A 22,121-nucleotide genomic window follows, 5' to 3' on the forward strand; every position below is an offset into this window, starting at 1 on the left:
TGATTTTCAACAAACAGGAGACCTTCCTACGATGCGCTCTTTGAAGTTTTTCTTAAATCTTTTCAAGCCGTGCGACGATGCGTTCAAACTTGATACGATCACCTATTTCGACGATCCGTTGCGCCATCCCGATATAGCGAAAATGGATGCCCGCGGGTTGGGCGACCTGCCCATGCCGATCTTGCCGGCGCGTGACAGATTGTCTTCGGTTAGAACCGCTGGCGTGACGCAGAAAAGCTTCCTTCGCGCGGGGCAAGCGCCGGCACGTGAATGTGATCAGGTTTGAGGCCAGCACGGGCACGCTCGGCCATCGCCTCAAAGGCCTGTTCCAAATGGCGGGTGAAGCGCTCGCTGTCGAATAGTGGCGCCTTGAAGCGGTTATCGACGATACGGCTGCGCAAGGCCGAAAGACGGCTCTGGTCGCGCGCCAGTTCAAGAGCGACACGAACATAGTTTTCTTCGGTTTCGACGATCAGTTCCGGCGCGCCGATGGCCGTCAGGAGGCTTGCGCAAACGCGGGCGGCAAAGCCTTTTCCGGCGAGCGTCAGAACCGGCAGACCTGCCCACAAAATGTCGGACGTGGTGGTGTGACCACCACAGGGATAAGTATCGACTGCCAGGTCGGCAAGCGGGATGCGATTGATATGATCGGCATAGGCCATTGGTGGCGCGAATGTCAGCCGGTCAGCGGCGATGCCATGATCGGTAAAGGCCTTTTTGATATTGCCCAGAGCCGGTTCGGATGGGGCAAGGCACCAGAACACCGAACCTGGTGTTTCGCGCAGAAGGCTCGCCCATAGGGCAATCATCCGGCGCGTGACCTTGGCGGCGCTGTTGAAATTTGCAAAGACGAATGCGCCCTCCGGCAGACCGTGGTCGGCTCGATTTTGCGGGATTGGCAAGGGCCTCGAAACCGCATCATTGGGCTGATAGGTTTCCGGCAGGCGGCACAATTTCTCTTCAAAGAAGCCCTCTGCACCCGGCGGGACGACCACGGGATCTGCGATGCAATAGTCCAGATCAATCCACGGGACCGAGCCTGGATGCCCCAGCCATTCCGCCTTGATCGGCGCATCGGAAAGCTTCACAATCGCCGGCCTTGCGCCGCCGGTAAAACCCTTCAGATCAACGAGAATATCGGCTCTCCACTCGGAAATCCGGGCTGCGGCTTCTTGATGGCTCAGGGCTGCAATGGTGATGATTTCATTTCTGAGCGCGGCGGGCCAATCGGCTTGCTGAACGGCCTTGGCAGGCTCGGTATAGCAGAAAAGTCCAATATCAAAGCGTCCGCGATCGTGCTCCAGCAGAACCTGCCGCATGAGGGTCATGGTTGCATGGCTGTAGAAGTCGTTGGAAAGGTAGGCAATGCGCAGCTTTTCGCCCGTTGCCGATATGGGCCGGCGCGGCGGCGGCATGGCTCCACCGGTCTCAACTTCGATCAAACGTTTTTCGAGCGCGGGTGCATTCATATAGGCTGGATCATCCGACCAGAGCAGCCTGCGATGCATCGCTTCGGCTGCGCTCATGTTGCGCCCGCGTGGCGTATCAGCGGCGAGAATTGCCGCCTCGCATTCCTCCGCCACGTCGAAGTGACAGAAATTCAGCGCCTCGGAAAAACGCTCCGCGTTGAAAAGGCCGTCGTCGGGGCGGAAGGTCAGCACCTTGTCGAGAAAGGGGATAACATCGTTATGCCGCTCGGCAGCCCGCAACAATCTGAGGCCCAGCATGGCCTGATGCGGATTGGAGAGGTCGAGGCGCCCGACATGGCCGGCTGATTCGCGGTAACGGCCTGCTGCTTCGCAGGCAGCCAGAATGGCGGCGCAGGTATCGGCGTCACCCTCTGCGGCGCGCAAGAGCCGTTCGGCATTGGTGGCCACAATAGCGCCCTCACCTGTCTGAGAGAGCAGCTTAACCGCCATTCGGGCATAATTGCCGACTGCCGCTGCCGGCAAGGCGCAGAGCTTGAGGAAGGCGAGACCAGCCTCTGCCGGTCTGCCCGCCTTGGCATGCAGGTTGGCGAGAAGCACCAGGGCCGGCTCAGTTTCGCGCGCGGCCGCCGGCAAGGCATTGAAGCCTTCATGCGCCGCTTCGAACCGGCCAGCCTTGAAATCTTCCAATGCCTTTTTAAGCGCCTCGTACATTTCGCTCTCCCACCGGGCCTGAGACCCTGTGAAAGGGCATAAAGCGAAAGTCTTGCACGAGGCTTTTTATGATGAGCGAAAGCGTTTCGAACCGCTCAGGCGTTTTCCAGGGCAACCGCCTTTGCAACCGCCGGACGCGCGCGCATTCGGGCCACGAAGTCCGCGATGGCAGGAAACTGGTTGACATCCACACCATCGCCCGCAAGCCAGCCCGCCACGGTGAAGAGATAAGCGTCGGCAACACTGTATTGATCGCCCAGCACCCACGGCCCGATAAACATTTCGCTCTCAATCAGGCTGAAACATTCGGTCACGTTGCCGGCCACGCGGTTGCGCATGTCCTCAAACGAGCTTTCCTGGTCTGCCCAGCGACTGCCGCGCAGCTTGTGCGCATGCGCCACGTGAACGGTGGAACAGAGGTAGGAATTGAAGGATTGCAATCTGGCGAAAGCGAAAGCATCGTCAAGCGGCGCGAGCTTCTTTTCGGGCGCAAGCTGCGCGATATAGACGAGAAGTGCCGGTGTCTCGGTCAAAATACCCTGATCGGTCACGAGTGCCGGCACGCGCCCCTTGGGATTGATTGCCAGATAGTCTGGCGAGCGCTGCTGACCGGCGGCCATATCGAGGCGCACCGGCTCATAGGTGATGCCTGTCTCTTCAAGGGCGATCAGGCTGGCGAGCGCGACCGTGCCCCGCCCGAAATAGAACTTCATTGTCATGATCCTCTCCGCGTTTCAGACCGCCATCGAAACCGAAGCCTGACGCATTGGCAAATGACAAATTTTGATGGGCGAAGTGATGGTCACGCCGGCAGGCCGGTGACGCGCACTTCACCGAGATCCATGCCGTTCCAGTTTTTCATCCGGTAATTGGCCATCGCCATCAGGGGTTCGGCAATATCCGGCTCGGCCTTGAAATAATGCGCCAGCATGCCGGCGACCATGCTTTCGGCACCGCGCGATGCGCCATCTTCGCATTTCATGGCCATGGCAATGCCCTGTTCGGGGATTGCCGCAACGAAAACGCCTTCAGCGCCTGTTTTGGCGAAGATACGGCCGGGCGCAATCTTCATCATCTCGGTGCAGGCGCGCCTGGTTCCGGCAACGAAGAAGGGTTCGGCCATGCAGGCGTCCATGAGGCGTTTTGCGGCTTTCGCGCGCTGCGGCGCCAGCCCCGTGCCGGTCGCCATTTTCGCAAATCCGTGGGCCAGCGATTTCAAGGGGACGGCATAGGTCGGTATGGAGCAACCGTCGATGCCGCAAACGTCCCCGCCCAGCTGCGCGCCAGTCAGGCTTTCCATCGTGGCGCGGATTTCGCGCTGGATGGGATGTTCGGCAGCGATATAGCCCTCAGGGTCATCGCCATTGTGGCAGCAGGTGCAGATGAAGCCTGCATGTTTACCCGAGCAATTGTTGTAGATCGGCGTCGGCTTGTCCATCGCGCGGGCCTGCTGAAGCGCAACCGGCTGCTGGAAAGCCCAATGCGAGCCGCATTCCAGTGTCTCCTCGCCGCGCCCTGCGGCCTTGAGCATGGAAAGCGCAAGGGCTGCATGTTCCGGCTCCCCGGAATGGGAGGAGCATGCAAGGGCAAGCTCCTTGTTGCCAAAACCATAAGCGTCCGCGGCACCGCTTTCCACCAGCGGCAGAGCCTGCATGGCCTTGCACGAGGAGCGCGGATAGACGGGGCTTTCCACATCGCCCAGCGCAAGAACCAGTGCACCATCGCCATCGACAACGGCAATCTGGCCGCGGTGACGGCTTTCCACGAGAGGGCCACGGGTGACTTCGACGAGCACGGGATTTGTCATTTTTCCATTCCTTCCGACATGGCCGCTCTATGCTTTAATCGGTAGTGCGGTGGCAAGAAAAATCTTGCCAGCAGGTGTTGCAAGGCGAGGCCGGCCAGATGTTAACGTTTCGTTACCGCAGGCGGGCAGTTATGGGGACTGCAATTTTAGCAGTTTTTACATTACCTGATGCAATTTTCGAGAGCGAAAAACCACGTGATGGGTCGCATCAGCCATGCAGGAAAACTCAAAGAGACGCGCCGCCGACACCCACATCGTACTTCCACTGGCCGATCAACTGCTGGAAGCGGGGCTCAATGCCAGCGGCATGCCTGCCGTGCTCTTCTCGCCTGAAGATGAGATTGCCTACATATCCGATGCCTATCGCGACCTTCTGGATGTGCCGGCGCATGTGGAGACCTATTCGGAGCTCGTCCATCACTGGCATGCAAGCGGCAGCGGGCCGCAAATGCATCGGGATTTACAGGCGGAATTGCAATCCGCAATGGCGGAGCGGCGCAAGCTGCGCCACCGCGTCTACGAGCTGAACCTAACCAACGGGCGCTGGTTTCTGGTCAACGAGACAGTGGTGGGCGGCGCCTGGGTGTGGAACTTCCTGACCGAAATTACAGCTTTCAAGACCAATGAACAAAAGCTGACCATCTCACGCGACCTTGCCCAGCAGGATGCCGAAACCGACGTGCTGACCGGCATCTACAACCGCCGCGCGGCATTGAAGATGCTCGACGCGGAAATCCGCAAGGCGCAGACGAGCAAACGCCCCCTGTCTGTCGCCATTATCGACCTTGATCACTTCAAGGCGATCAATGATACGCAGGGTCACGATGGCGGCGATGAGGTCTTGGGCCATTTTGCCGTGACTGCCAGCTGGCAGCTGCGCCGCTCGGATATGTTCGCACGGTTTGGCGGCGAAGAGTTTATCCTCATCATGCCGGGTGCGGGTGAGGCGGAGGCGCTTTCGATCGTTGACCGCATCCGCAGCGAGATTGTGGCCAAACCGATATCGGGCCTTTCCATCAAATACACGTTTTCCAGCGGCATTGCCTCTTATGACGGGGATAGCCTGAAAGGGTTTATCCGCCGTGCCGACGCTGCACTCTATCAGGCCAAGCGGGACGGCCGAAACTGCAGCCGCTGCGGGTGAGCCTCTGTCAGGCATCCACAGCTGGAACATCAATGTGATCGGGGGGAAGGCCTGTGCGTGCACGCACGGCCATCATTTCATAGGCTCTCTCGAGATTTCTGGTAAAGCGTGGCGTGTCGAAAAGCGGCAGGCGCATGCGGTTTAGGGAGAGATGGTCCCGTAGGGCCTTCAAGCGCGGCGCGTCGTCAGCAAGCGCAGTTGCAAGAGCCACAAAATCCTCGTCACTGTCCGTCACCAGTTCGCTCAGCCCGACGGCGTTCAACAGACTGGCCGAGACGCGCGAGGCAAAGCCGGTTCCCAGAGACGTCACCACCGGCAAGCCTGCCCATAACATGTCGGATGTCGTGGTGTGGCCGTTGCAGGGGAACGTGTCGAGCGCCAGATCAGCGAGCGGTATGCGGTTGTTGTGATCGGCAAAGGAAACGCTGTTGGTGAAGATGATACGCTCGGGCGCAACGCCATGCCTTGAAAATTCAGCCGTCAGGTTCGCCCGGCGCAGATCACCACCTGCCATCAGCCATATGAGCGAGCCGGGTGTGCGGTTCAGGATCTGCGACCACAATTCCACCGTGCGCCGGGTGATCTTGATCGCCTGGTTGAAGGAGGCGAATATGAAAGCCTCTTGCGGCAAGCCGTGGTCGGCGCGCGATGCGGCTTTGGGTGTCTGCCGCCAGGTGGAATTGTTGCACTGATAGCTATCGGGCAGACGGCAGAGCTTTTCAGGATAAACGTCCTTGAAGGCATCCGGCGTTACAATGCGGTCGCCAAGGATATAATCGTAATCAAGTTCGGGAATGGAGCCGGGGAAACCGAGATAGGACACCTTGATTGGCGCGTCCGAGAGATTGACAATGCCGGGGCGCGCCGAAAGCGTGTGGCCTTTCAGATCGACCAATATATCGATATCACGCGAAGCAATCAGCTGTGCCGTCGCCTGATCGCTGAGATCACCAACCGGGACAATCCACTTGCGCAGCTTGTCCGGCCAGTTGGCCTGATCGACAGCGGCATTATCCGGCGTAAAGCAGAGAAGCGAAATGTCGAAACGGCTTTCGTCATGATGATGAAGCGCCTCGCCCAGCAGGACCATGGTTGCGTGGTTGTGGAAATCGTTGGACAGATAGCCGACGGAAATACGCGCTTGCGCCGATGAGAAAGCGCGGCGCTGCGCACGGTCGCGCTTTTGCGCATTCAAATGCGCATATTGCTGGGCAGGCAAGATGTTCACGCGCTCGTCTTCACTGCGAAACAGCCGCCCGTGTAGGGGCTCAAAGGCCAGAAAGGCCTCAAAAGCCTGTTTTTCCAATGCAGCCAGATAGGCGTCACGCTCCGCCTGCAGGGCAAAATCGCAGGCATCCTGGGCGGTGAAATAGAGCAGCATGCGCACGCCATCGCGGCCCGGATCGGCCGCCAGAATGGCTTTCAGTTCCGCGATCAGATCCTCGAGCCTTTGTTGCACGCGATAACATTGCACAAGCAGGCCCACATGGGCATCATCGCCGCGGTTCAAATATTTCAGGAACGGCTCCAGCCGGTGGCGCTGACGTGCCTGAAACAGAGCCTTGGTGCACGCATAGGCCACGCTTGGGGAAGCCGGTGCAGCCTCGATCAGGAATTCGGCATTGTCGACAATCGGTTTGTGACGCGCTGAGGTAAAGAAGAGATTTGCGGCGAGTTCGGCATATTGGGAAGCTTCAGCGGTGCGCTGGCGGGCGGCGGCGAGGAAAGCTTCCGCAGCCTCCACGCGGTTGCCCAGGCGATAATGCACATTGCCGAGGAGCGCCAGAAACCCCGCGTCAGGCGCGGTTACGCCCTTTGCCACAAGCTCAAGCCCACTCAAGGCTTTGGGAAAGTCACCCGCCTGATAGGCCGCGATTGCCTCTGCCAGTATCTCCCTGCTCATCTCGTCGAAAACCACCTCCGTGATGGTTGCTGATAGCCGTTACAGATTGCCCGAACCTGTCCGGTCAAGCGCCACGGAGCGCAACGAACTCACCATGCAGGCGTCCCGCCGCTTCGCCATCGGCCTCCAACACCGCACCGAGAGCGATGCGGGCGCGGCCATGCCGTTTCAGGATGGCGATAAAACGCGGCCATGCCGCCGGCTCTTCGAAGAAGGAACGGGCAGAGAATTGGCTGGTGACAGGCCTTGAATAATCCATCGTGTTGGACTGGATGACCACGCGGCTTTCCAGACCTTGCGCCTTGAGGGACAGATGCAGAAGCGACCAAGCAGACAGAATGCAGATCGCCGAGGCCGAACCGCCGAACACCGTTTCGCGGTGGTTGATATTGGGTGCCAGCGGCGCCGTCAGCCGCACGCTCTCGCTGCTGATATCATCCACATGAATTGCCATGGCCGCCGAAAGCGGAATGTGACTGTGCAGATAGTCTTCCAGTTCGGCAGGGCTCACTGATGGCTACTCCCGAATGAGGATCGTTTCCAGCGTTGCCCGCCACTGGTCGGACAGCGCCTTGGGGCGGCGGGTCTCACGGTCCACATAGACGTGTACAAAAAAGCCTTCGGCACTGGCGTGCTCTTCGTCGTTGCGGAAAAGGCCGACTTCATAGCGCACCGAAGATGAGCCGATACGGGCAACGCGAATGCCAGCATGAATGATGTCCGGAAACATCATTTCGGCGAAATACTTGCAGCCGGTTTCGACGACGAGGCCGATATGCTCGCCGGCCCGCGGTTTCAGCAATCCGGCACTGACCAGCCATCCGTTCACGGCTGTGTCAAACAGCGAATAGTGCACCACATTGTTCATATGGCCGTAGATGTCGTTGTCCATCCAGCGGGTCTGGATGGGCAGGAAAGCGTGATAGTCAGACCGGCTGGCCGGGGCTTTGCGTTCGCTCATCGGCTGCCTCAATGCGTCTTGTTGACGCCGTCGAGCGTCAGGACGATCTTGCCGATATGGCTCGATTCCTCCATCAGACGATGGGCGCTTGCGACCTGTTCGAGCGGGAAGACCGCGTGAATGAGCGGCTCCACCTTGCCGTTTTCCAGAAGCGGCCAGACCTTTTCGCGCAGTTCATCGCGGATCGACATTTTCTCTGCCGCCGTGCGTGGGCGCATGGTGGAACCCATGACGCTGAGACGGTTGACCATGATGGGCGCGAGATTGACCTTTTCGGCAACGGCCCCGCCCAGAAAAGCAATGATGGACAATCTGCCATCCTTCGACAGCGAGCGGATGTTCTGTTCAAAATAGGCCGCGCCGATCATGTCGAGAATGACATTGACACCCTTCTCGATGGTCTCACGGCGGATCACCTTGGCAAAATCGGATTGCTTGTAGTTTATGGCATAGTCAGCCCCGAGCTTGAGGCAGGCATTGCATTTTTCATCCGAGCCGGCCGTGGTGTAGACCGTGGCACCAATGGCCTTGGCGAGCTGGATGGCTGTAGTGCCAATGCCGCTGGTGCCGCCATGGATGAGCACGCTCTCGCCCTTTTCAAGCTTTGCCATCTGAAACAGGTTGGCCCAAACGGTGAAAAAGGTTTCAGGCAGGGCTGCGGCGCGGATGGCATCATACCCTTTTGGCCAGGGCAATGTCTGGCTGGCCGGAACCGCACAATATTCCGCATAGCCGCCGCCATTGGCGAGCGCGCAGACGCTATCCCCGATGGCCAAGCCTTCGACGCCGTCGGCGACTGCCACCACTTCGCCGGCAACTTCCAGGCCCAGGATCGGGCTTGCGTCCGGCGGTGGGGGATAGGTTCCCTGACGCTGGGCAACATCAGGGCGATTGACGCCGGCCGCTTCGACCTTGATGAGAATTTCCCCCGCTTTCAACACCGGAAGCGGGCCTTTGGCGACCTGCATGGCATCAGGACCGCCTGCCGACGGCAGGTCGATGAAGGTCATTTCTTCAGGCAAATGGCTCATGTTCTCTCCTCGCGATGGGCCACATGCTCTAACAATCTTGCCCCAAGAGGCAACCAGCTTTTTTTATCACCGCCACAATCCGACGCGATTATGGCAAACCACAGACATGATTTTGGCGTATAACCAATTGTAATAATTAAATTAATTTAATTTGAGAAAGTCTTTCACCGATCATAGCTTGCTTCTCGGACCGGAAAGCGCCGGCAAAGGGGTCAGCCCGATATTGCGACTCGACGCTTCCAGACGGTCCTTCAACAGCCCCGCGACGACTGTCCGGGTTCCCACGAAGGTTCACACAATGCGTGCACTTCTCTTTTCAACGATCACCGCAGCTTCCGTTCTTGCCTTTGGCGCAGCCATGGCCGCAGCCCCGCAAAGCATTGACGGGAAGATCAAACATCTGACCTCGAAAACACTGACGCTTGCCGATGGCAGCAGCTATATGCTGCCGAAGAATTTCTCCGCCAAGGGCCTGAAGGCCGGCGAGAAGGTGCATGTCGCCTTCGACGTCATGAACAAGAAGAATGAAGCGACGAGCGTGACTGTCGTAAAATGAGCACTCGCTGAAGGCAATGGGCGGGGGTCGCGAACCTCCGCCCTGTCAACATTTTCAAACGATCATCTGACTCAGCAGCAGGCACCTGCTTCAGATGACTTGATATCGACGAGGCCATTGCTGCCGACACAGTTGAATACAAGGCCGCTGTCGCTTTTCTTGGCCTTCTTTTTCAACTCCGCGATCTCTGAGACGATGTGGCGTGTGTCGCCGAACATGGCGCCCTGCGGAATTTCCAGAACCCCGATCGAGCAGCGGACAAAGCCGAAGCGGCGGGCATTGCCGTCGCGGTCGGCACCTTCGATATAGCCGCGTTCGCGGTCTTCAGTGTCGTAAAATTGCTGAATGTCCATGTCGAAGTCGCTGAGAAGACGGGACATGATCTCGCTCAGCTCGGCACGGTCCCAGCCTTGCAGCCCGATGAAGAAGTCATCGCCACCGACATGGCCGACGATGGTGCCGGCGGAGAAGAAATAGCGCTTCAACAGCCGTGCAAACAGTGCGATCGCTTCATCGCCGCGCTGAAAGCCATAATGATCGTTGAAGGGTTTGAAATTGTCGAAATCGCAATAGCAGAAATGGCGGCAGGTATCACCGTCAATCGCTGCCTGCTGCATGAACTCGCTGATTGCCTGGTTGCCCGGCAGACCGGAGAGCGGGTTCTGATCCTGCGCGGCCTTGATCTGTTTTTCGCTGATGATCTTGATCAGCGCTTCTGCTGAAATGACACCGGCATAGGTGAGGTTTTCGGTAAGGATGACGCATGCGGTGCGCTCGCCTGCGGAAAAGAGCGACATCATCTTTTCCGCCTTGGTGTCGAGATTGACCACCGGGCAAGGCTCCACGAAACTCGAGACCGTGCGCCCATAATTCTTGTTGTGCAGGAGATCGCGCCCGAAGGGCTGGTAGATCACCTGTTTCAGGCGATGTTCGTGCACGATGCCGCGGGGCTCGCCATTGGCATTGAGAACCGGGAAGTAGCTCTGCATCGGATTGCTGCGAAAAAGATCGAAAAGCGTGTCGACAGGATCGTTTTCGTAGACGGTCGGCAGTTCCTGCACCGTTTTGCGGATCAAAAGTTCATCCAGCGAGGCGGTTGTGCGGTTTCTGCGTCCGACCTCGCGCAGATAGCTGTAGCTGGGTGCCACATTACTGACGCTGGTGGAGGGCTCTGCAATGAAGAAGCCCTGGACGAAATCGAGACCAAGCTCCTTGGCCACGATGAACTCGCTTTCCGTCTCCACGCCCTCGCCGATGACGCGCACGCCGAGAACATGGCAGGCTTCGGCCACGCTTTTCACCAGATGGCGGCTGCGGGCGTTGGTATCGATACCAGAGATGAAGTGACGATCGATCTTCAGATAGTCGATCTCGAAATCGTTCAGCAACCTCCATTCTGCCGCGCCAGTGCCGAAATCATCAAGCGCCAGCCTGAAGCCAAGCTTGCGGGCGCGGCTCAGGACTGCGGAAAGGTCGGCGGTCCGGGTGGCATCGCTGCGTTCGGAAAGCTCAAAGCAGATCGAGGATGGCGGGACTTTATTGCGCTCGAGATGCGGCAGCAGCCGCTCCATCAACTCCGCGCCCTGCGGCAGCAGACGGTTGTCGAGATTGAGGAAGAGCGTTTTCGATTGATAGCCCGGCAGGGTCGTGAATTTCGCAAGCGCCCGTGAGGTCAGCAGATATTCCAGCCGCTGAAGATCGCCGTTCAAGGCAAACATGTCGAGCAGATCATGTGGCCCAGAAAAACCCAACTGGTCGAACCCGCGCATGAGGGATTCATGGCCATAGGTTTCGCCAGACACCGTTTCGACGATCGGTTGAAAGGCGATATCGATTGCTAGTTTGGCAAGCGGAAAAATATCCGGTTCATGGGGCGCGCTTTCAGGCCCCTGAGACAATGCAAAAGCTTTAAACACAATACACCCCAATACTTTATGCCTTGCGCACATCTAAGCCCCGAAAAATTCACAAACCCTGAATCGGGCGTGACAGTTTGATGACATTTTGGCTGCTGGCCTGAACGATCCTTGCGGGACGCATTAGCCAAAGAGGTGCCGGGCCGGATTGCGCTATTGTCAATTTTTTTATTGATTGATGAGTCAATCAAAAATATACTGCCTTCAACCAAGGGACAATTTTATGCCGAAAGTGGGAATGGAACCGGTGCGCCGAAAGGCCCTGGTTGATGCTGCGTTGAAAGCAATCGGCGACCACGGCACGCTGTCCGTGAGCATGCAGGAGATTGCCCGCAGCGCCGGTGTTTCGCCCGCGCTGGCGTTCCATTATTTCGGCTCCAAAGACCAGCTTTTGCTGGCGACCATGCGCAGCCTGCTCAAACAATTGACGCAGGCCACCATTCGCGGATTGAGCGCTGCGCAGACGCCGCGCGCCCGGGTGAGCGCCATTATCGGCGCGTCGCTGGAGGCCGAACAGTTCACCGCCGCGACAATTTCGGCATGGCTGGCTTTCTATGTCGAGGCGCAGCGCTCTTCTGAGACGCGGCGGCTGTTGACCATTTATGCAAGCCGGTTGAATTCCAATCTTGTCCACGCTCTCAAGCCGCTTTGCAGCGAGATGCAGGCAGCGCTGATTGCCGAAGGTGCGGCGGCCATGATTGACGGACTTTACATTCGCCAGGCGCTGAATGCCGGTGCAACCGATGTGGCCGGCGCGCGGGCACTGGTGGAAAATTACGTATCAATGCAACTCACTCAGACGCTGGGAGGCACGACCGCATCATGACACAAGGCAAGCCGAATATTCTCATCATCATGGTCGACCAGCTGAACGGGACATTATTTCCCGATGGTCCAGCCGATTTTCTGCATGTGCCGCACCTGAAGGAGCTGGCTGAACGGGCAGCTCGGTTCAAGAACAACTACACCTCTTCGCCGCTTTGCGCCCCTGCCCGTGCCTCCTTCATGGCGGGGCAATTGCCGAGCCGCACGCGCGTCTATGACAATGCGGCCGAATATGCCTCGTCGATCCCCACCTATGCGCATCACTTGCGCAATGCCGGCTATTACACCTGCCTTTCCGGCAAGATGCATTTTGTCGGCCCTGATCAGTTGCATGGTTTTGAAGAGCGGCTGACGACGGATATCTATCCCGCCGATTTCGGCTGGACGCCGGATTACCGCAAGCCCGGGGAGCGGATCGACTGGTGGTATCACAATCTAGGTTCGGTGACCGGAGCCGGTGTCGCGGAAATTTCCAACCAGATGGAATATGACGACGAGGTCGCTTTCCTCGCCCAGCAGAAGCTCTATCAGCTTTCCCGCGAGAACGACGATCAAGAGCGCCGTCCGTGGTGCGTGACGGTCTCGTTTACCCATCCGCACGACCCTTATGTTGCGCGCAGGACATTCTGGGATCTCTACGAGAATTGCGAGCATCTGGAGCCGACCGTTCCGGCCATTCCCTATGAGGAACAGGATGCACATGGCAAGCGCCTTCTGCATTCCTTCGACTATCAGGCCTTCGACATTACGGACGAGAATATTCGCCGCTCACGCCGCGCTTACTACGCCAATATTTCCTATCTGGACGAGAAGGTTGGCGCGCTGATCGACACGCTGAAGCGCACGCGCATGTATGACAATACAATCATTGTCTTCTGCTCAGACCATGGCGATATGCTGGGTGAGCGCGGCCTGTGGTTCAAGATGAGCTTCTACGAAGGCTCGGCGCGCGTACCGCTGATGATTGCCGGTCCGGGCGTTGGCGCGGGGTTGCACGAAGCGCCGGTGTCGAACCTTGATATCACCCCGACAGTCTGCGATCTCGCCGGCGTTTCCATGGATGCGGTCAAGCCCTGGACGGATGGCGAAAGCCTGGTGCCGGTGATCAACGGCGGAGCGCGCATCTCGCCGGTTCTGATGGAATATGCCGCTGAAGGCTCCTATGCGCCGATGGTCTGCATCCGCGAAGGCCAGTGGAAATACGTGCATTGCGCCCTCGATCCGGACCAGCTTTTCGATCTGGAATCGGACCCGAACGAGTTGAACAATCTGGCCGAGGAACCGATTTTCGAAGGTGTGCTGGCCGATTTCGCCGCCAAGCGCCGCGCGCGCTGGGACATGGCGCAATTTGATGCCGACGTGCGCGAAAGCCAGGCGCGCCGCTGGGTGGTTTATCCCGCACTGCGCAACGGCTCCTATTTCCCGTGGGACTACCAGCCGCTGCAGCTCGCCTCAGAGCGCTACATGCGCAACCACATGAATCTCGACACGCTCGAAAACGACAAACGCTACCCAAGGGGTGAATGATGAAAGCTCAACCCAAAGCCAGCCATTTCATTGATGGCGACTATGTAGAAGACACTGCAGGCACGGTGATCGAATGCGTTTACCCGGCCACCGGCGAAGTGATTGCCCGCCTGCATGCCGCGACACCTGCCATCGTGGAAAAGGCAGTTGCCTCGGCGAAAGCGGCGCAGACAGAATGGGCCAAGATGAGCCCGACCGCGCGCGGGCGCATTCTCTACAAAGCCTCGCAGATCATGCGGGAGCGCAACCGCGAACTTTCAGAACTGGAAACGCTCGACACCGGCAAGCCGATCCAGGAGACCATCGTGGCCGACCCGACATCGGGGGCGGATTCGCTTGAGTTTTTCGGCGGCGTTGCCCCGGCGGCCCTCAATGGCGAGCAGATTCCGCTGGGTGGCGACTGGGCTTATACCAAACGCATTCCGCTGGGCGTCGTTCTTGGCATTGGGGCTTGGAACTATCCGCAGCAGATTTGCTGCTGGAAGGCCGCCCCTGCCCTGGTGGCTGGCAATGCGATGGTGTTCAAGCCGTCTGAAAACACGCCGCTGGGTGCACTTAAGATTGCCGAAATCTTGATTGAAGCCGGTTTGCCAAAGGGTCTGTTCAACGTGGTCCAGGGCGACCGGGACACCGGGCCGCTGCTCGTCAATCATCCTGACATTGCCAAGGTGACGCTCACCGGCTCCGTGCCGACGGGCCGCAAGGTCGCGGGCGCTGCCGCCGGCCAGATGAAACATGTGACCATGGAGCTTGGCGGCAAATCGCCGATGATCGTATTTGACGATGCCGATATTGAAAGCGCGATTTCCGGTGCCATGCTCGGCAATTTCTATTCCTCGGGCCAGATCTGCTCCAACGGCACGCGCGTCTTCATCCAGAAGGGGATCAAGGACAAATTTCTCGCCCGGCTAAAGGAGCGCACCGAGGCGATCATCATGGGCGACCCGATGGATGAGGCAACCCATCTTGGTCCGCTGGTCAACAAGGCGCAGCAGGAAAAGGTTCTCTGTTATATCGAGAAGGGAAAGGCTGAAGGTGCAACCCTTTTGACCGGTGGAGGCATTCCGAACCACGTCTCTTCCGAAGGCTGCTTCGTCCAGCCGACCGTGTTTGCCGATGTGACCGATGGCATGACAATCGCGCGGGAAGAGATTTTTGGCCCCGTTATGTGCGTTCTCGATTTCGACAGCGAAGACGAGGTAATCGCGCGTGCCAATGCCACCGAATTCGGCCTGGCAGGCGGCGTCTTCACCGCCGACATGACCCGCGCACACCGGGTGGTGGATCAGCTGGAAGCAGGAACGGTGTGGATCAACACCTACAATCTCTGCCCGGTAGAAATCCCCTTCGGCGGCGTCAAGCAATCCGGTTTCGGGCGCGAAAACTCGCTCGCCGCGATCCATCATTTCAGTGAAATCAAGACGGTTTATGTGGGCATGGGCCCGTGTGAAGCGCCTTATTGAGTTTGTGGAATTGGTGCAAAGCCCCTCATCCGGCCTTCGGCCACCTCTCCCCGTCAAACGGGGAGAAGGGGCAAGCGGAGACTGCAATCGTCCCCTCTTTCTGCCGGCGGGGAGAGGGCGAGTATGAGGGGCAACGTGAAGAACGAGAGAGAGGAAATGCTCCCCAGCATAGATAAAACCCGAAATGCGTCTGGGAAAGCTGCGGCAATAGCCCGCGGGTTCAGCTCAAACCACGAGATCGTCGAGATCGACCTTCAGAGCGGTCGCGATGCGCTTGAGTACGTCGACGGAACCGGTCTTCTTGCCGTTTTCGATATCGGAAAGATGCGGTTGCGAAATGCCGGCCACCGCTGCCAGTTCCGTCATCGTCATGCCGCGGTATTTGCGGAAGACCCGAACCGGGTTTTGACCATTCGCGCGTGCCTCCACGATCTCCCAAGGCCACGTTTCCTCTCCGGCCTGAACGCGAGCCAGAACGGCCTGAGCCTTCAAGCCGTCGATGAGGTCTTCAAAATCATCTTCGCTAAGAAGAACGTAATTCTTGCCGTCGAGGGTAATTTTCTGGATGTCGCCCATAATTTGCTATTCCTTGTAAATGCCGCCGCGCGGTCCAACCTCTACGATAAAAACGATGATCCCATTGTCATCGATGATGATGCGGTCCTGGCCGACTCGAATCCTATAAAGGTCGGAACCGACCAGCTTCTTGATATCAACGCGCTCGCCACGCGCATAAGCATTAATCTTGGCGACAATCGCCTGTTTTCGTTTCGGCTGCATCTTCTGCAGCACCTTGTCGGCCTCTTTCGAAACGATGATCTTCTTCATGCTGAAAATATAGCACAGAGCTATACTCTCGGCAACCTTAACCACATATACAACCTATCCAGAGGTCTTTCCCTATGACCATGCAAGCTGATTACGTCATCGTCGGTTCGGGTTCTGCCGGCTCCGCACTCGCTTACCGTTTGTCGGAAGACGGCAAGAACTCCGTTCTCGTGCTGGAATATGGCGGGTCGGATGCTGGGCCGTTCATTCAGATGCCGGCGGCTCTCGCCTGGCCGATGAGCATGAAGATGTACAATTGGGGCTACCTCTCCGAGCCGGAACCGAACCTCAACAATCGCCGCATTACCGCTCCGCGCGGCAAGGTGATTGGCGGGTCGTCTTCCATCAACGGCATGGTCTATGTGCGCGGCTCCTACGAGGACTATGCGCGCTGGGAGGAGCTGGGGGCGAACGGCTGGTCCTATGCCGATGTGCTGCCCTATTTCAAGCGCATGGAGACCTCGCATGGTGGGCAGGACGGCTGGCGCGGCACCGACGGGCCGCTGCATGTGCAACGTGGCCCGGCGAAAAATCCGCTGGTGCGCGCCTTCGTGGAGGCCGGCAAACAGGCCGGGTTCGAGACGACCGAAGACTATAATGGCGAGAAACAGGAAGGCTTCGGCCTGATGGAGCAGACGGTCTATCAGGGCCGCCGCTGGTCTGCCGCATCCGCCTATCTGAAACCTGCTTTGAAGCGCGACAATGTGAACCTTTATCGCTGTCTTGCACGCAGAATCGTTTTTGAAGGCAAGCGTGCGGTGGGCGTGGAAGTCGAGCGCAACGGCAAGATCGAGATCGTGCGCGCCAACAAGGAAGTCGTCGTTTCGGCCTCTTCCTTCAACTCGCCAAAGCTTCTCATGCTCTCCGGCATCGGCCCGGCCCAGCATCTGCAGGAAATGGGCATCGAGGTCATTGCCGACCGTCCGGGCGTGGGCGCAAACCTGCAGGACCACATGGAATATTATTTCCAGCAGGTCTCCACCAAGCCGGTGTCACTCTATTCCTGGTTGCCGTGGTTCTGGCAGGGGGTCGCCGGTGCGCAGTGGCTTCTTACCAAGTCTGGCCTTGGTTCATCCAACCAGTTTGAAAGCTGTGCCTTCGTGCGGTCGGCCCCCGGCGTGCGTCAACCGGATATCCAGTTCCACTTTCTCCCCGTTGCGATTTCCTATGACGGCAAGGCGGCGGCCAAGAGCCATGGTTTCCAGGTGCATGTCGGCTTCAACCACTCAAAGTCGCGCGGCTCGGTGACGCTGCGCTCGCCGGATGTGAAGGATGATCCGGTGATCCGCTTCAACTATATGAGCACGGACGAGGATTGGGTGAAATTCCGCCACACAGTACGGCTGACACGCGAAATCTTCGCGCAGAAAGCCTTTGACGAGTTCCGAGGCCCGGAAATCCAGCCCGGCGAAAACCGGCAGTCGGATGCCGAGATCGACGAATTCCTGCGCGAACACCTGGAAAGCGCCTACCACCCCTGCGGCACCTGCAAGATGGGCGCGAAAGACGACCCAATGGCGGTGGTGGACCCCGATACAAAGGTGATCGGCGTGGAGGGCCTGCGCGTGGCAGACAGCTCCATCTTCCCCCACATCACCTATGGCAACCTGAACGGCCCCTCGATCATGACCGGCGAAAAAGCCGCCGACCACATCCTCGGCAAGGACCGCCTGCCCCGCTCCAACCATGAGCCCTGGATCAATCCGCGCTGGGAGGTGAGCGATCGGTGAGATAAGGCGCGGGATGCCCACCAGGCGTCCCGATATGTGCTTTGTGCCTTTTCAAATATGGCAGCTGAAAGCCAGATGTTTTGTTCAGCAGTGCTGGAAAAAGGCTTCGGGCGACTGGTTGACGCCGATATGGAGAAAGAATCAGCGCGACTGAAGGCGCTGCAAACGCAGAAGCAACTGGCTATTCAATCACTTTCCATCGCCAACACGCAGCCGAATTCCATCCTGCAACTGTTCCAGTAGTGCGGCCTGAGACTGCCTATGGAACAACGTATGGGGTGTGCGCTGAATACCGCTTCGTATTCACTTTTTGCGTGAACGCGCCGGCTTTTTGGCTTGGTCGGGAGCTGCGGCGGCCAGTTCTGCGTCGCGGGCTTCGCGCAGCTCGCGAAGACGTTCTGTCTTCTTGTCGCGCTGCGCATTTTCCTTGGCGACAATCTGCCGTGCGGCGTAATCGATGGCTGACGCCTTGTCGCTGGCAGAGAGTCTGCCAGGCTTGAAAAACGCTTCTTTGGTCATGATCATGGTGACCTCCTTGGAAAGGAATGCCGCGGGCCTCAGCGTGGCCGGGCGGCTTTCTTCGGGGCTGGCAGAAGACCTTCGCGCTGCATCTTCTTTCTTGCCAGCTTGCGATGACGCCGAATGGATTCGGCTTCTTCTCTGTTGCGCTTCTCCGACGGCTTTTCAAAAGCACGCCGTGCGCGCATTTCGCGAAAGATACCTTCGCGCTGCATTTTCTTTTTCAGGACGCGGAGCGCCTGATCGATATTGTTGTCGCGTACTAAAACCTGCAAATTATCTCCTTGACCGGCGTTCGCCGCTATTGCGTGTTCTGATCGTGTTGATATTCACCCAACTTGGTGCTGGATTGTGTGTCGCAACGCCTGCGCTGCCATCGGCATCAGCCGCTTGCGAGGCATCAGCCGCTTGAGCGGCCGGGGCTTCGATATCGTCATGGGCCACGGTGCGGTCGAAATTTTCTTCGTCCAACCTCACCCGGTAGCGCACATGGCCATGCGTTTCGGCGGGCTGAACGGCGACGATGCGAGCGCTTCCCTTGAACTCAACCCGCCCCAGCGTACGGGGCTTCAAGACAATTAAGTCACCGGGATGGAAATGCGGAGTAGTCATGAAAGTCTCCAATGGCCCAAAAACAAAAAGGCCGGGATTGCCCCCGACCTCTCAACGTTACTCAGCCTGGCTGCCAGTACATCCGTGGTCAGCGCTGGCGAATAACAAACTTATGCGGCCTGCAGATTGTCAGCCGAATTTTTGCCGGACTTCTTGTCGCGGACAATGTCGTAGCTGATCTTCTGACCGTCGTTCAGCGAACGCATGCCAGCGCGCTCAACAGCAGAGATGTGGACGAAAACGTCCGCAGCGCCGTCGTCAGGTTGAATAAATCCGAAGCCTTTTGTGGAATTAAACCACTTCACTGTACCAGTGTTCATAACGATTTCCTTTCGAAGTAACCGTTGTTGTTCCCGCGATACCTTGCGGGATGAGATCGATTATTTGAGAGGAATTCCAATAAGCGCGGAGCGCAGGACTGAAGCTACAAGCAATGGTCGATGAACCTAATATAGGCTCAATTTTTGATTTTACAATGCAGGCGACGTCTTATTGCCGAAATACCAGAAAAATGGCTGGTAAGCCCTTGTTAAAGCGGGAAAGTATTTTGAAATATTTCTGTTTTATCAGGATAATATTGATCAGGGATTTGCCAAAGAGCAAGGGCGTGGACGATGAAATGGCCCGCCAACAGGCAGCACGGTCGGAATTTGCCCAATTGTGCGGGCGGTCCGTATTTTGACTTGTGCTAAGCACCGCCTCGACGTTAAACCATGCCCACCATTGCAAATCCCACCCAAACCAACCTCAGAGATGACGGCATTACAATGAGCCAACAACTTTCATTTGCGCGTGAAAAGATTTCCGTCCTTTTGCTCGAAGGCATCAGCCAGAGCGCTGTCGACTATTTCAAGTCTTCCGGCTACGTCAATCTGGTGCATGAGCCGAAGGCGCTTGATGCCGATGAGCTGAAAGCGCGTATTGCCGAAGCGCATATTATTGGCATTCGCTCGCGCACGCATCTGACGGATGAGATTTTCGAGCATGCCCGGAAGCTGATGGCGGTGGGCTGTTTTTCGGTCGGCACCAATCAGGTCGATCTGGATGCAGCGCGTCGGCGTGGTATCCCGGTGTTCAACGCGCCTTATTCCAATACGCGCTCGGTGGCCGAACTGGTGATTGGTGAAATCATCATGCTGACACGGCGGATTTTCCCGCGGTCGGCTTCCGCCCATGAAGGCGGATGGGACAAGTCGGCGGTTGGCAGTCACGAAATTCGCGGCAAGACACTTGGCATTGTCGGCTATGGCAATATCGGCTCGCAGCTCAGTGTGATGGCCGAAAGCATGGGCATGCAGGTGCGCTATTTCGATCTGTCTGACAAGCTGCGCCATGGCAATACCGAGTCGACCCCCACACTTGAAGCGCTTCTGGAAATCTCCGACTTCGTGACCATGCATGTGCCTGAAACGCGCGGCACGCAGAACATGATCCGCGAAGAACAGCTGCGCCGGATGAAGAAGGGCGCCATTTTCATCAACAATTCGCGCGGCACGGTGGTTGATCTCGACGCGCTCGCCAAAGTGCTGAAGGAAGGACATCTGGCAGGCGCTGCCGTGGATGTGTTTCCCAAGGAGCCGGCCTCCAACAAGGAGCGCTTTGAATCACCGCTGCAGGGCCTTGAGAATGTTATTCTGACACCGCATATCGGCGGCTCGACGGAGGAAGCGCAGGAGCGCATCGGCGGCGAGGTGTCGCGGAAGCTGGTGGAATATTCCGATATCGGCTCGACGCTCGGTGCGGTCAACTTCCCGCAGGTGCAGCTGCCGCCGCGCCCCAATGGCACGCGCTTCATCCATGTGCACCAGAACCGCCCCGGCATCCTCAACAGCCTCAACACGATCTTCTCATCGCGCGGCCTCAACATCGTCGGCGAATTCCTGCAGACGGACGGTGACACCGGCTATGTGGTGATCGAAGCCGAAGGCGTGGGCGATGCCGCCGATGAGGTGCATGATGCGCTCAAGGCGATTGAGGGGACGATCAGGACGCGGTTGTTGTATTGAGGGGGGTGTCGAGTTGGGGGCTGTGATGGCGGGTATGAGGCCGGAGCGGGACTGACCGCCAAAACAACGATTCCTCCATAAACAAACATCCATACCGCCTGTTTATATCGCTTCTACCTAGCTCAAGCGATCATCAGAAAGTGACATGCAAGTGTTTAAAATCTACGTTTGCAGATGGTCGACTTCAGTGAGAGCAGAGAACCATTTGGCTTTGCTTATCAAAATATAAATATAGACGATGTTCTGTTTTTCTAAATCACGCTATGATTGCATCAGACAATTGATAGGAGCCGAAATTGCCGAAGAAGCAACCATATGACCTGCCTGAATCATTTTACGACTTCGCAATGATGCCGAAGTTCAATGAAGACGTTGATGCATTGGCAAACTTGGCAGAGAACGAGGACTGGGAATATAGATTCACTGCCTCGTCGCACGCCAAGCCTATTCTTCGAAACTATATTATTCATACGTATGGTAGGATTGCGGAAGAAAAGAAAGTGGCAGTTAGTGCCGATGAAAATTTCTGCTGCTGGAACACGGGCTTGATAACTTCCACGCAGGAACAGATCTATATGTTATTAAGCCGAAATAAGATCGATAATCTCGATCCTTATTGGCATTTTTCAAAATGGGTCCGTCGTGGTGAGTGGGATCTCAACAAATTCGCCTCCTTGCCCGATATGGCACATTATTTTGAGGATCCGTCGGTTCTTGTGCTCGATACACGCAAGGAATTACGGATGAACGTTGAGCATGTAGTCGCTGATAACGTTGAACGATTCCCCGAACCACTTCGTTCAATGAACTCGTTCGGCCTACAAAACTTAGTAAGCGGCGCTCGCGACGCCGCATGGCAGCGTGTTCGGAGGAACTATAAGACAGCGATTCCTCAGTATTATCAAGGACAGGTTCAGTTGTTAGTTCCCCTTGCACTGACTGATCCAGGTCGCGCGGATTTAGCGCTGGTTGTGGAGCGCTTCTCCGATTTTTACCGTGCCGCTACCTGCCTAACATTGGATATGGCATACAATAATGCTCGTCAGCTGGCGCGGCCTGACAGAGACTGGTTGGTTCCGTAGTAAAATCTTGGCCTTAAGAGGCAACGAGATAGGGAGAGCTTTCCTTTATAATTGGCTCGCGCTGGATAGG

The 22,121-nt window shown here is 57.4% G+C and carries 22 protein-coding genes and 1 pseudogene; 9 read left to right on the top strand and 14 right to left on the bottom strand.

The features are described 5' to 3' along the window. Positions 1–209 precede the first annotated feature (209 nt). The 3 genes from NHF56_RS11010 to NHF56_RS11020 all read right to left on the bottom strand — a co-directional run bounded on the left by NHF56_RS11010 (position 210) and on the right by NHF56_RS11020 (position 3,948). Complete coding sequence (locus tag NHF56_RS11010) at positions 210–2,141, bottom strand: hypothetical protein (RefSeq protein WP_252804257.1); 1,932 nt, start codon at positions 2,139–2,141, stop codon at positions 210–212. A gap of 95 nt (positions 2,142–2,236) precedes the next feature. Further along, entirely contained in the window at positions 2,237–2,860 is a 624-nt protein-coding gene (locus NHF56_RS11015; protein ID WP_373456273.1) for a glutathione S-transferase family protein, read from the bottom strand. 83 nt (positions 2,861–2,943) lie between these two features. Beyond that, entirely contained in the window at positions 2,944–3,948 is a 1,005-nt protein-coding gene (locus tag NHF56_RS11020) for an asparaginase (protein ID WP_252804258.1), read from the bottom strand. A gap of 214 nt (positions 3,949–4,162) precedes the next feature. Here NHF56_RS11020 and NHF56_RS11025 point away from each other — a divergent pair, with 214 nt between their 5' ends. Beyond that, positions 4,163–5,092, top strand: a complete 930-nt coding sequence (locus tag NHF56_RS11025; protein WP_252804259.1) for a sensor domain-containing diguanylate cyclase — start codon at positions 4,163–4,165, stop codon at positions 5,090–5,092. A gap of 7 nt (positions 5,093–5,099) precedes the next feature. Here NHF56_RS11025 and NHF56_RS11030 read toward each other — a convergent pair whose 3' ends face one another. The 4 genes from NHF56_RS11030 to NHF56_RS11045 form a co-directional block, all read right to left on the bottom strand. Further along, positions 5,100–6,995, bottom strand: coding sequence for a hypothetical protein (locus NHF56_RS11030; protein ID WP_252804260.1), 1,896 nt, complete (start codon positions 6,993–6,995; stop codon positions 5,100–5,102). 64 nt (positions 6,996–7,059) lie between these two features. Beyond that, complete coding sequence (locus tag NHF56_RS11035) at positions 7,060–7,506, bottom strand: YiiD C-terminal domain-containing protein (RefSeq protein WP_252804261.1); 447 nt, start codon at positions 7,504–7,506, stop codon at positions 7,060–7,062. 6 nt (positions 7,507–7,512) lie between these two features. After that, positions 7,513–7,956, bottom strand: a complete 444-nt coding sequence (locus NHF56_RS11040; RefSeq protein ID WP_252804262.1) for a thioesterase family protein — start codon at positions 7,954–7,956, stop codon at positions 7,513–7,515. 8 nt (positions 7,957–7,964) lie between these two features. Beyond that, on the bottom strand, positions 7,965–8,987 hold the full coding sequence (locus NHF56_RS11045; protein ID WP_252804265.1) for an NAD(P)H-quinone oxidoreductase: 1,023 nt from the start codon (positions 8,985–8,987) through the stop codon (positions 7,965–7,967). Positions 8,988–9,285: 298 nt separating this feature from the next. On the opposite strand from NHF56_RS11045, the gene NHF56_RS11050 reads away from it, so the two are divergent. Further along, positions 9,286–9,543: a DUF1344 domain-containing protein gene (locus tag NHF56_RS11050; protein ID WP_252804267.1), complete on the top strand. Its 258-nt coding sequence runs from the start codon at positions 9,286–9,288 to the stop codon at positions 9,541–9,543. Positions 9,544–9,614: 71 nt separating this feature from the next. Here the strand turns inward: NHF56_RS11050 and NHF56_RS11055 are convergent, their stop codons facing one another. Continuing rightward, a complete protein-coding gene (locus NHF56_RS11055; protein WP_252804270.1) occupies positions 9,615–11,459 on the bottom strand; it encodes an EAL domain-containing protein in 1,845 nt (614 codons plus the stop codon). A gap of 223 nt (positions 11,460–11,682) precedes the next feature. On the opposite strand from NHF56_RS11055, the gene betI reads away from it, so the two are divergent. The 3 genes from betI to betB are packed head-to-tail and all read left to right on the top strand — an operon-like array spanning position 11,683 to position 15,274. Next, the gene (betI, locus tag NHF56_RS11060; RefSeq protein WP_252804272.1) at positions 11,683–12,285 is read left to right on the top strand and encodes a transcriptional regulator BetI; all 603 of its coding nucleotides are present in this window, start codon (positions 11,683–11,685) and stop codon (positions 12,283–12,285) included. After that, positions 12,282–13,811 (top strand): choline-sulfatase, encoded by a 1,530-nt coding sequence (gene betC / locus NHF56_RS11065; RefSeq protein ID WP_252804274.1) that lies wholly within the window; start codon positions 12,282–12,284, stop codon positions 13,809–13,811. The genes betI and betC overlap by 4 nt, the downstream gene beginning before the upstream one ends. Further along, a complete protein-coding gene (gene betB, locus NHF56_RS11070) occupies positions 13,811–15,274 on the top strand; it encodes a betaine-aldehyde dehydrogenase (protein WP_252804276.1) in 1,464 nt (487 codons plus the stop codon). Before betC ends, betB begins: the two co-directional genes overlap by 1 nt. 225 nt (positions 15,275–15,499) lie before the next feature. Here betB and NHF56_RS11075 read toward each other — a convergent pair whose 3' ends face one another. Both NHF56_RS11075 and NHF56_RS11080 read right to left on the bottom strand, forming a co-directional pair. Beyond that, entirely contained in the window at positions 15,500–15,850 is a 351-nt protein-coding gene (locus NHF56_RS11075) for a helix-turn-helix transcriptional regulator (RefSeq protein ID WP_252804278.1), read from the bottom strand. A 6-nt stretch (positions 15,851–15,856) separates the two neighbouring features. Next, positions 15,857–16,102, bottom strand: coding sequence for a type II toxin-antitoxin system RelE/ParE family toxin (locus tag NHF56_RS11080; protein WP_252804280.1), 246 nt, complete (start codon positions 16,100–16,102; stop codon positions 15,857–15,859). An 80-nt stretch (positions 16,103–16,182) separates the two neighbouring features. Between NHF56_RS11080 and betA the strand changes: the two genes are divergently transcribed. Further along, complete coding sequence (gene betA / locus NHF56_RS11085) at positions 16,183–17,832, top strand: choline dehydrogenase (RefSeq protein ID WP_252804972.1); 1,650 nt, start codon at positions 16,183–16,185, stop codon at positions 17,830–17,832. A 90-nt stretch (positions 17,833–17,922) separates the two neighbouring features. Next, a pseudogene (locus NHF56_RS11090) lies at positions 17,923–18,075 on the top strand (flagellin); the annotation flags it as partial. A 60-nt stretch (positions 18,076–18,135) separates the two neighbouring features. Here NHF56_RS11090 and NHF56_RS11095 read toward each other — a convergent pair. The 4 genes from NHF56_RS11095 to NHF56_RS11110 form a co-directional block, all read right to left on the bottom strand. After that, positions 18,136–18,357 carry a hypothetical protein gene (locus NHF56_RS11095; RefSeq protein WP_252804282.1) on the bottom strand — a complete coding sequence of 74 codons (222 nt, stop codon included), beginning with the start codon at positions 18,355–18,357 and terminating at the stop codon, positions 18,136–18,138. A gap of 32 nt (positions 18,358–18,389) precedes the next feature. Then, positions 18,390–18,626 carry a 30S ribosomal protein S21 gene (gene rpsU, locus NHF56_RS11100; RefSeq protein WP_252804283.1) on the bottom strand — a complete coding sequence of 79 codons (237 nt, stop codon included), beginning with the start codon at positions 18,624–18,626 and terminating at the stop codon, positions 18,390–18,392. A 1-nt stretch (position 18,627) separates the two neighbouring features. Continuing rightward, entirely contained in the window at positions 18,628–18,963 is a 336-nt protein-coding gene (locus NHF56_RS11105; protein ID WP_252804285.1) for a cold-shock protein, read from the bottom strand. A gap of 110 nt (positions 18,964–19,073) precedes the next feature. Continuing rightward, a complete protein-coding gene (locus NHF56_RS11110) occupies positions 19,074–19,283 on the bottom strand; it encodes a cold-shock protein (protein WP_252804287.1) in 210 nt (69 codons plus the stop codon). A gap of 447 nt (positions 19,284–19,730) precedes the next feature. Between NHF56_RS11110 and serA the strand changes: the two genes are divergently transcribed. Together serA and NHF56_RS11120 are read left to right on the top strand one after the other, a co-directional pair. Further along, positions 19,731–20,969, top strand: a complete 1,239-nt coding sequence (gene serA / locus NHF56_RS11115; RefSeq protein ID WP_252804289.1) for a phosphoglycerate dehydrogenase — start codon at positions 19,731–19,733, stop codon at positions 20,967–20,969. A 296-nt stretch (positions 20,970–21,265) separates the two neighbouring features. Then, entirely contained in the window at positions 21,266–22,051 is a 786-nt protein-coding gene (locus tag NHF56_RS11120; protein WP_252804291.1) for a DUF3825 domain-containing protein, read from the top strand. Positions 22,052–22,121: the final 70 nt, after the last annotated feature.

The organism is Rhizobium sp. L1K21 (assembly GCF_024055895.1).
Lineage (GTDB): Bacteria > Pseudomonadota > Alphaproteobacteria > Rhizobiales > Rhizobiaceae > Ensifer_A.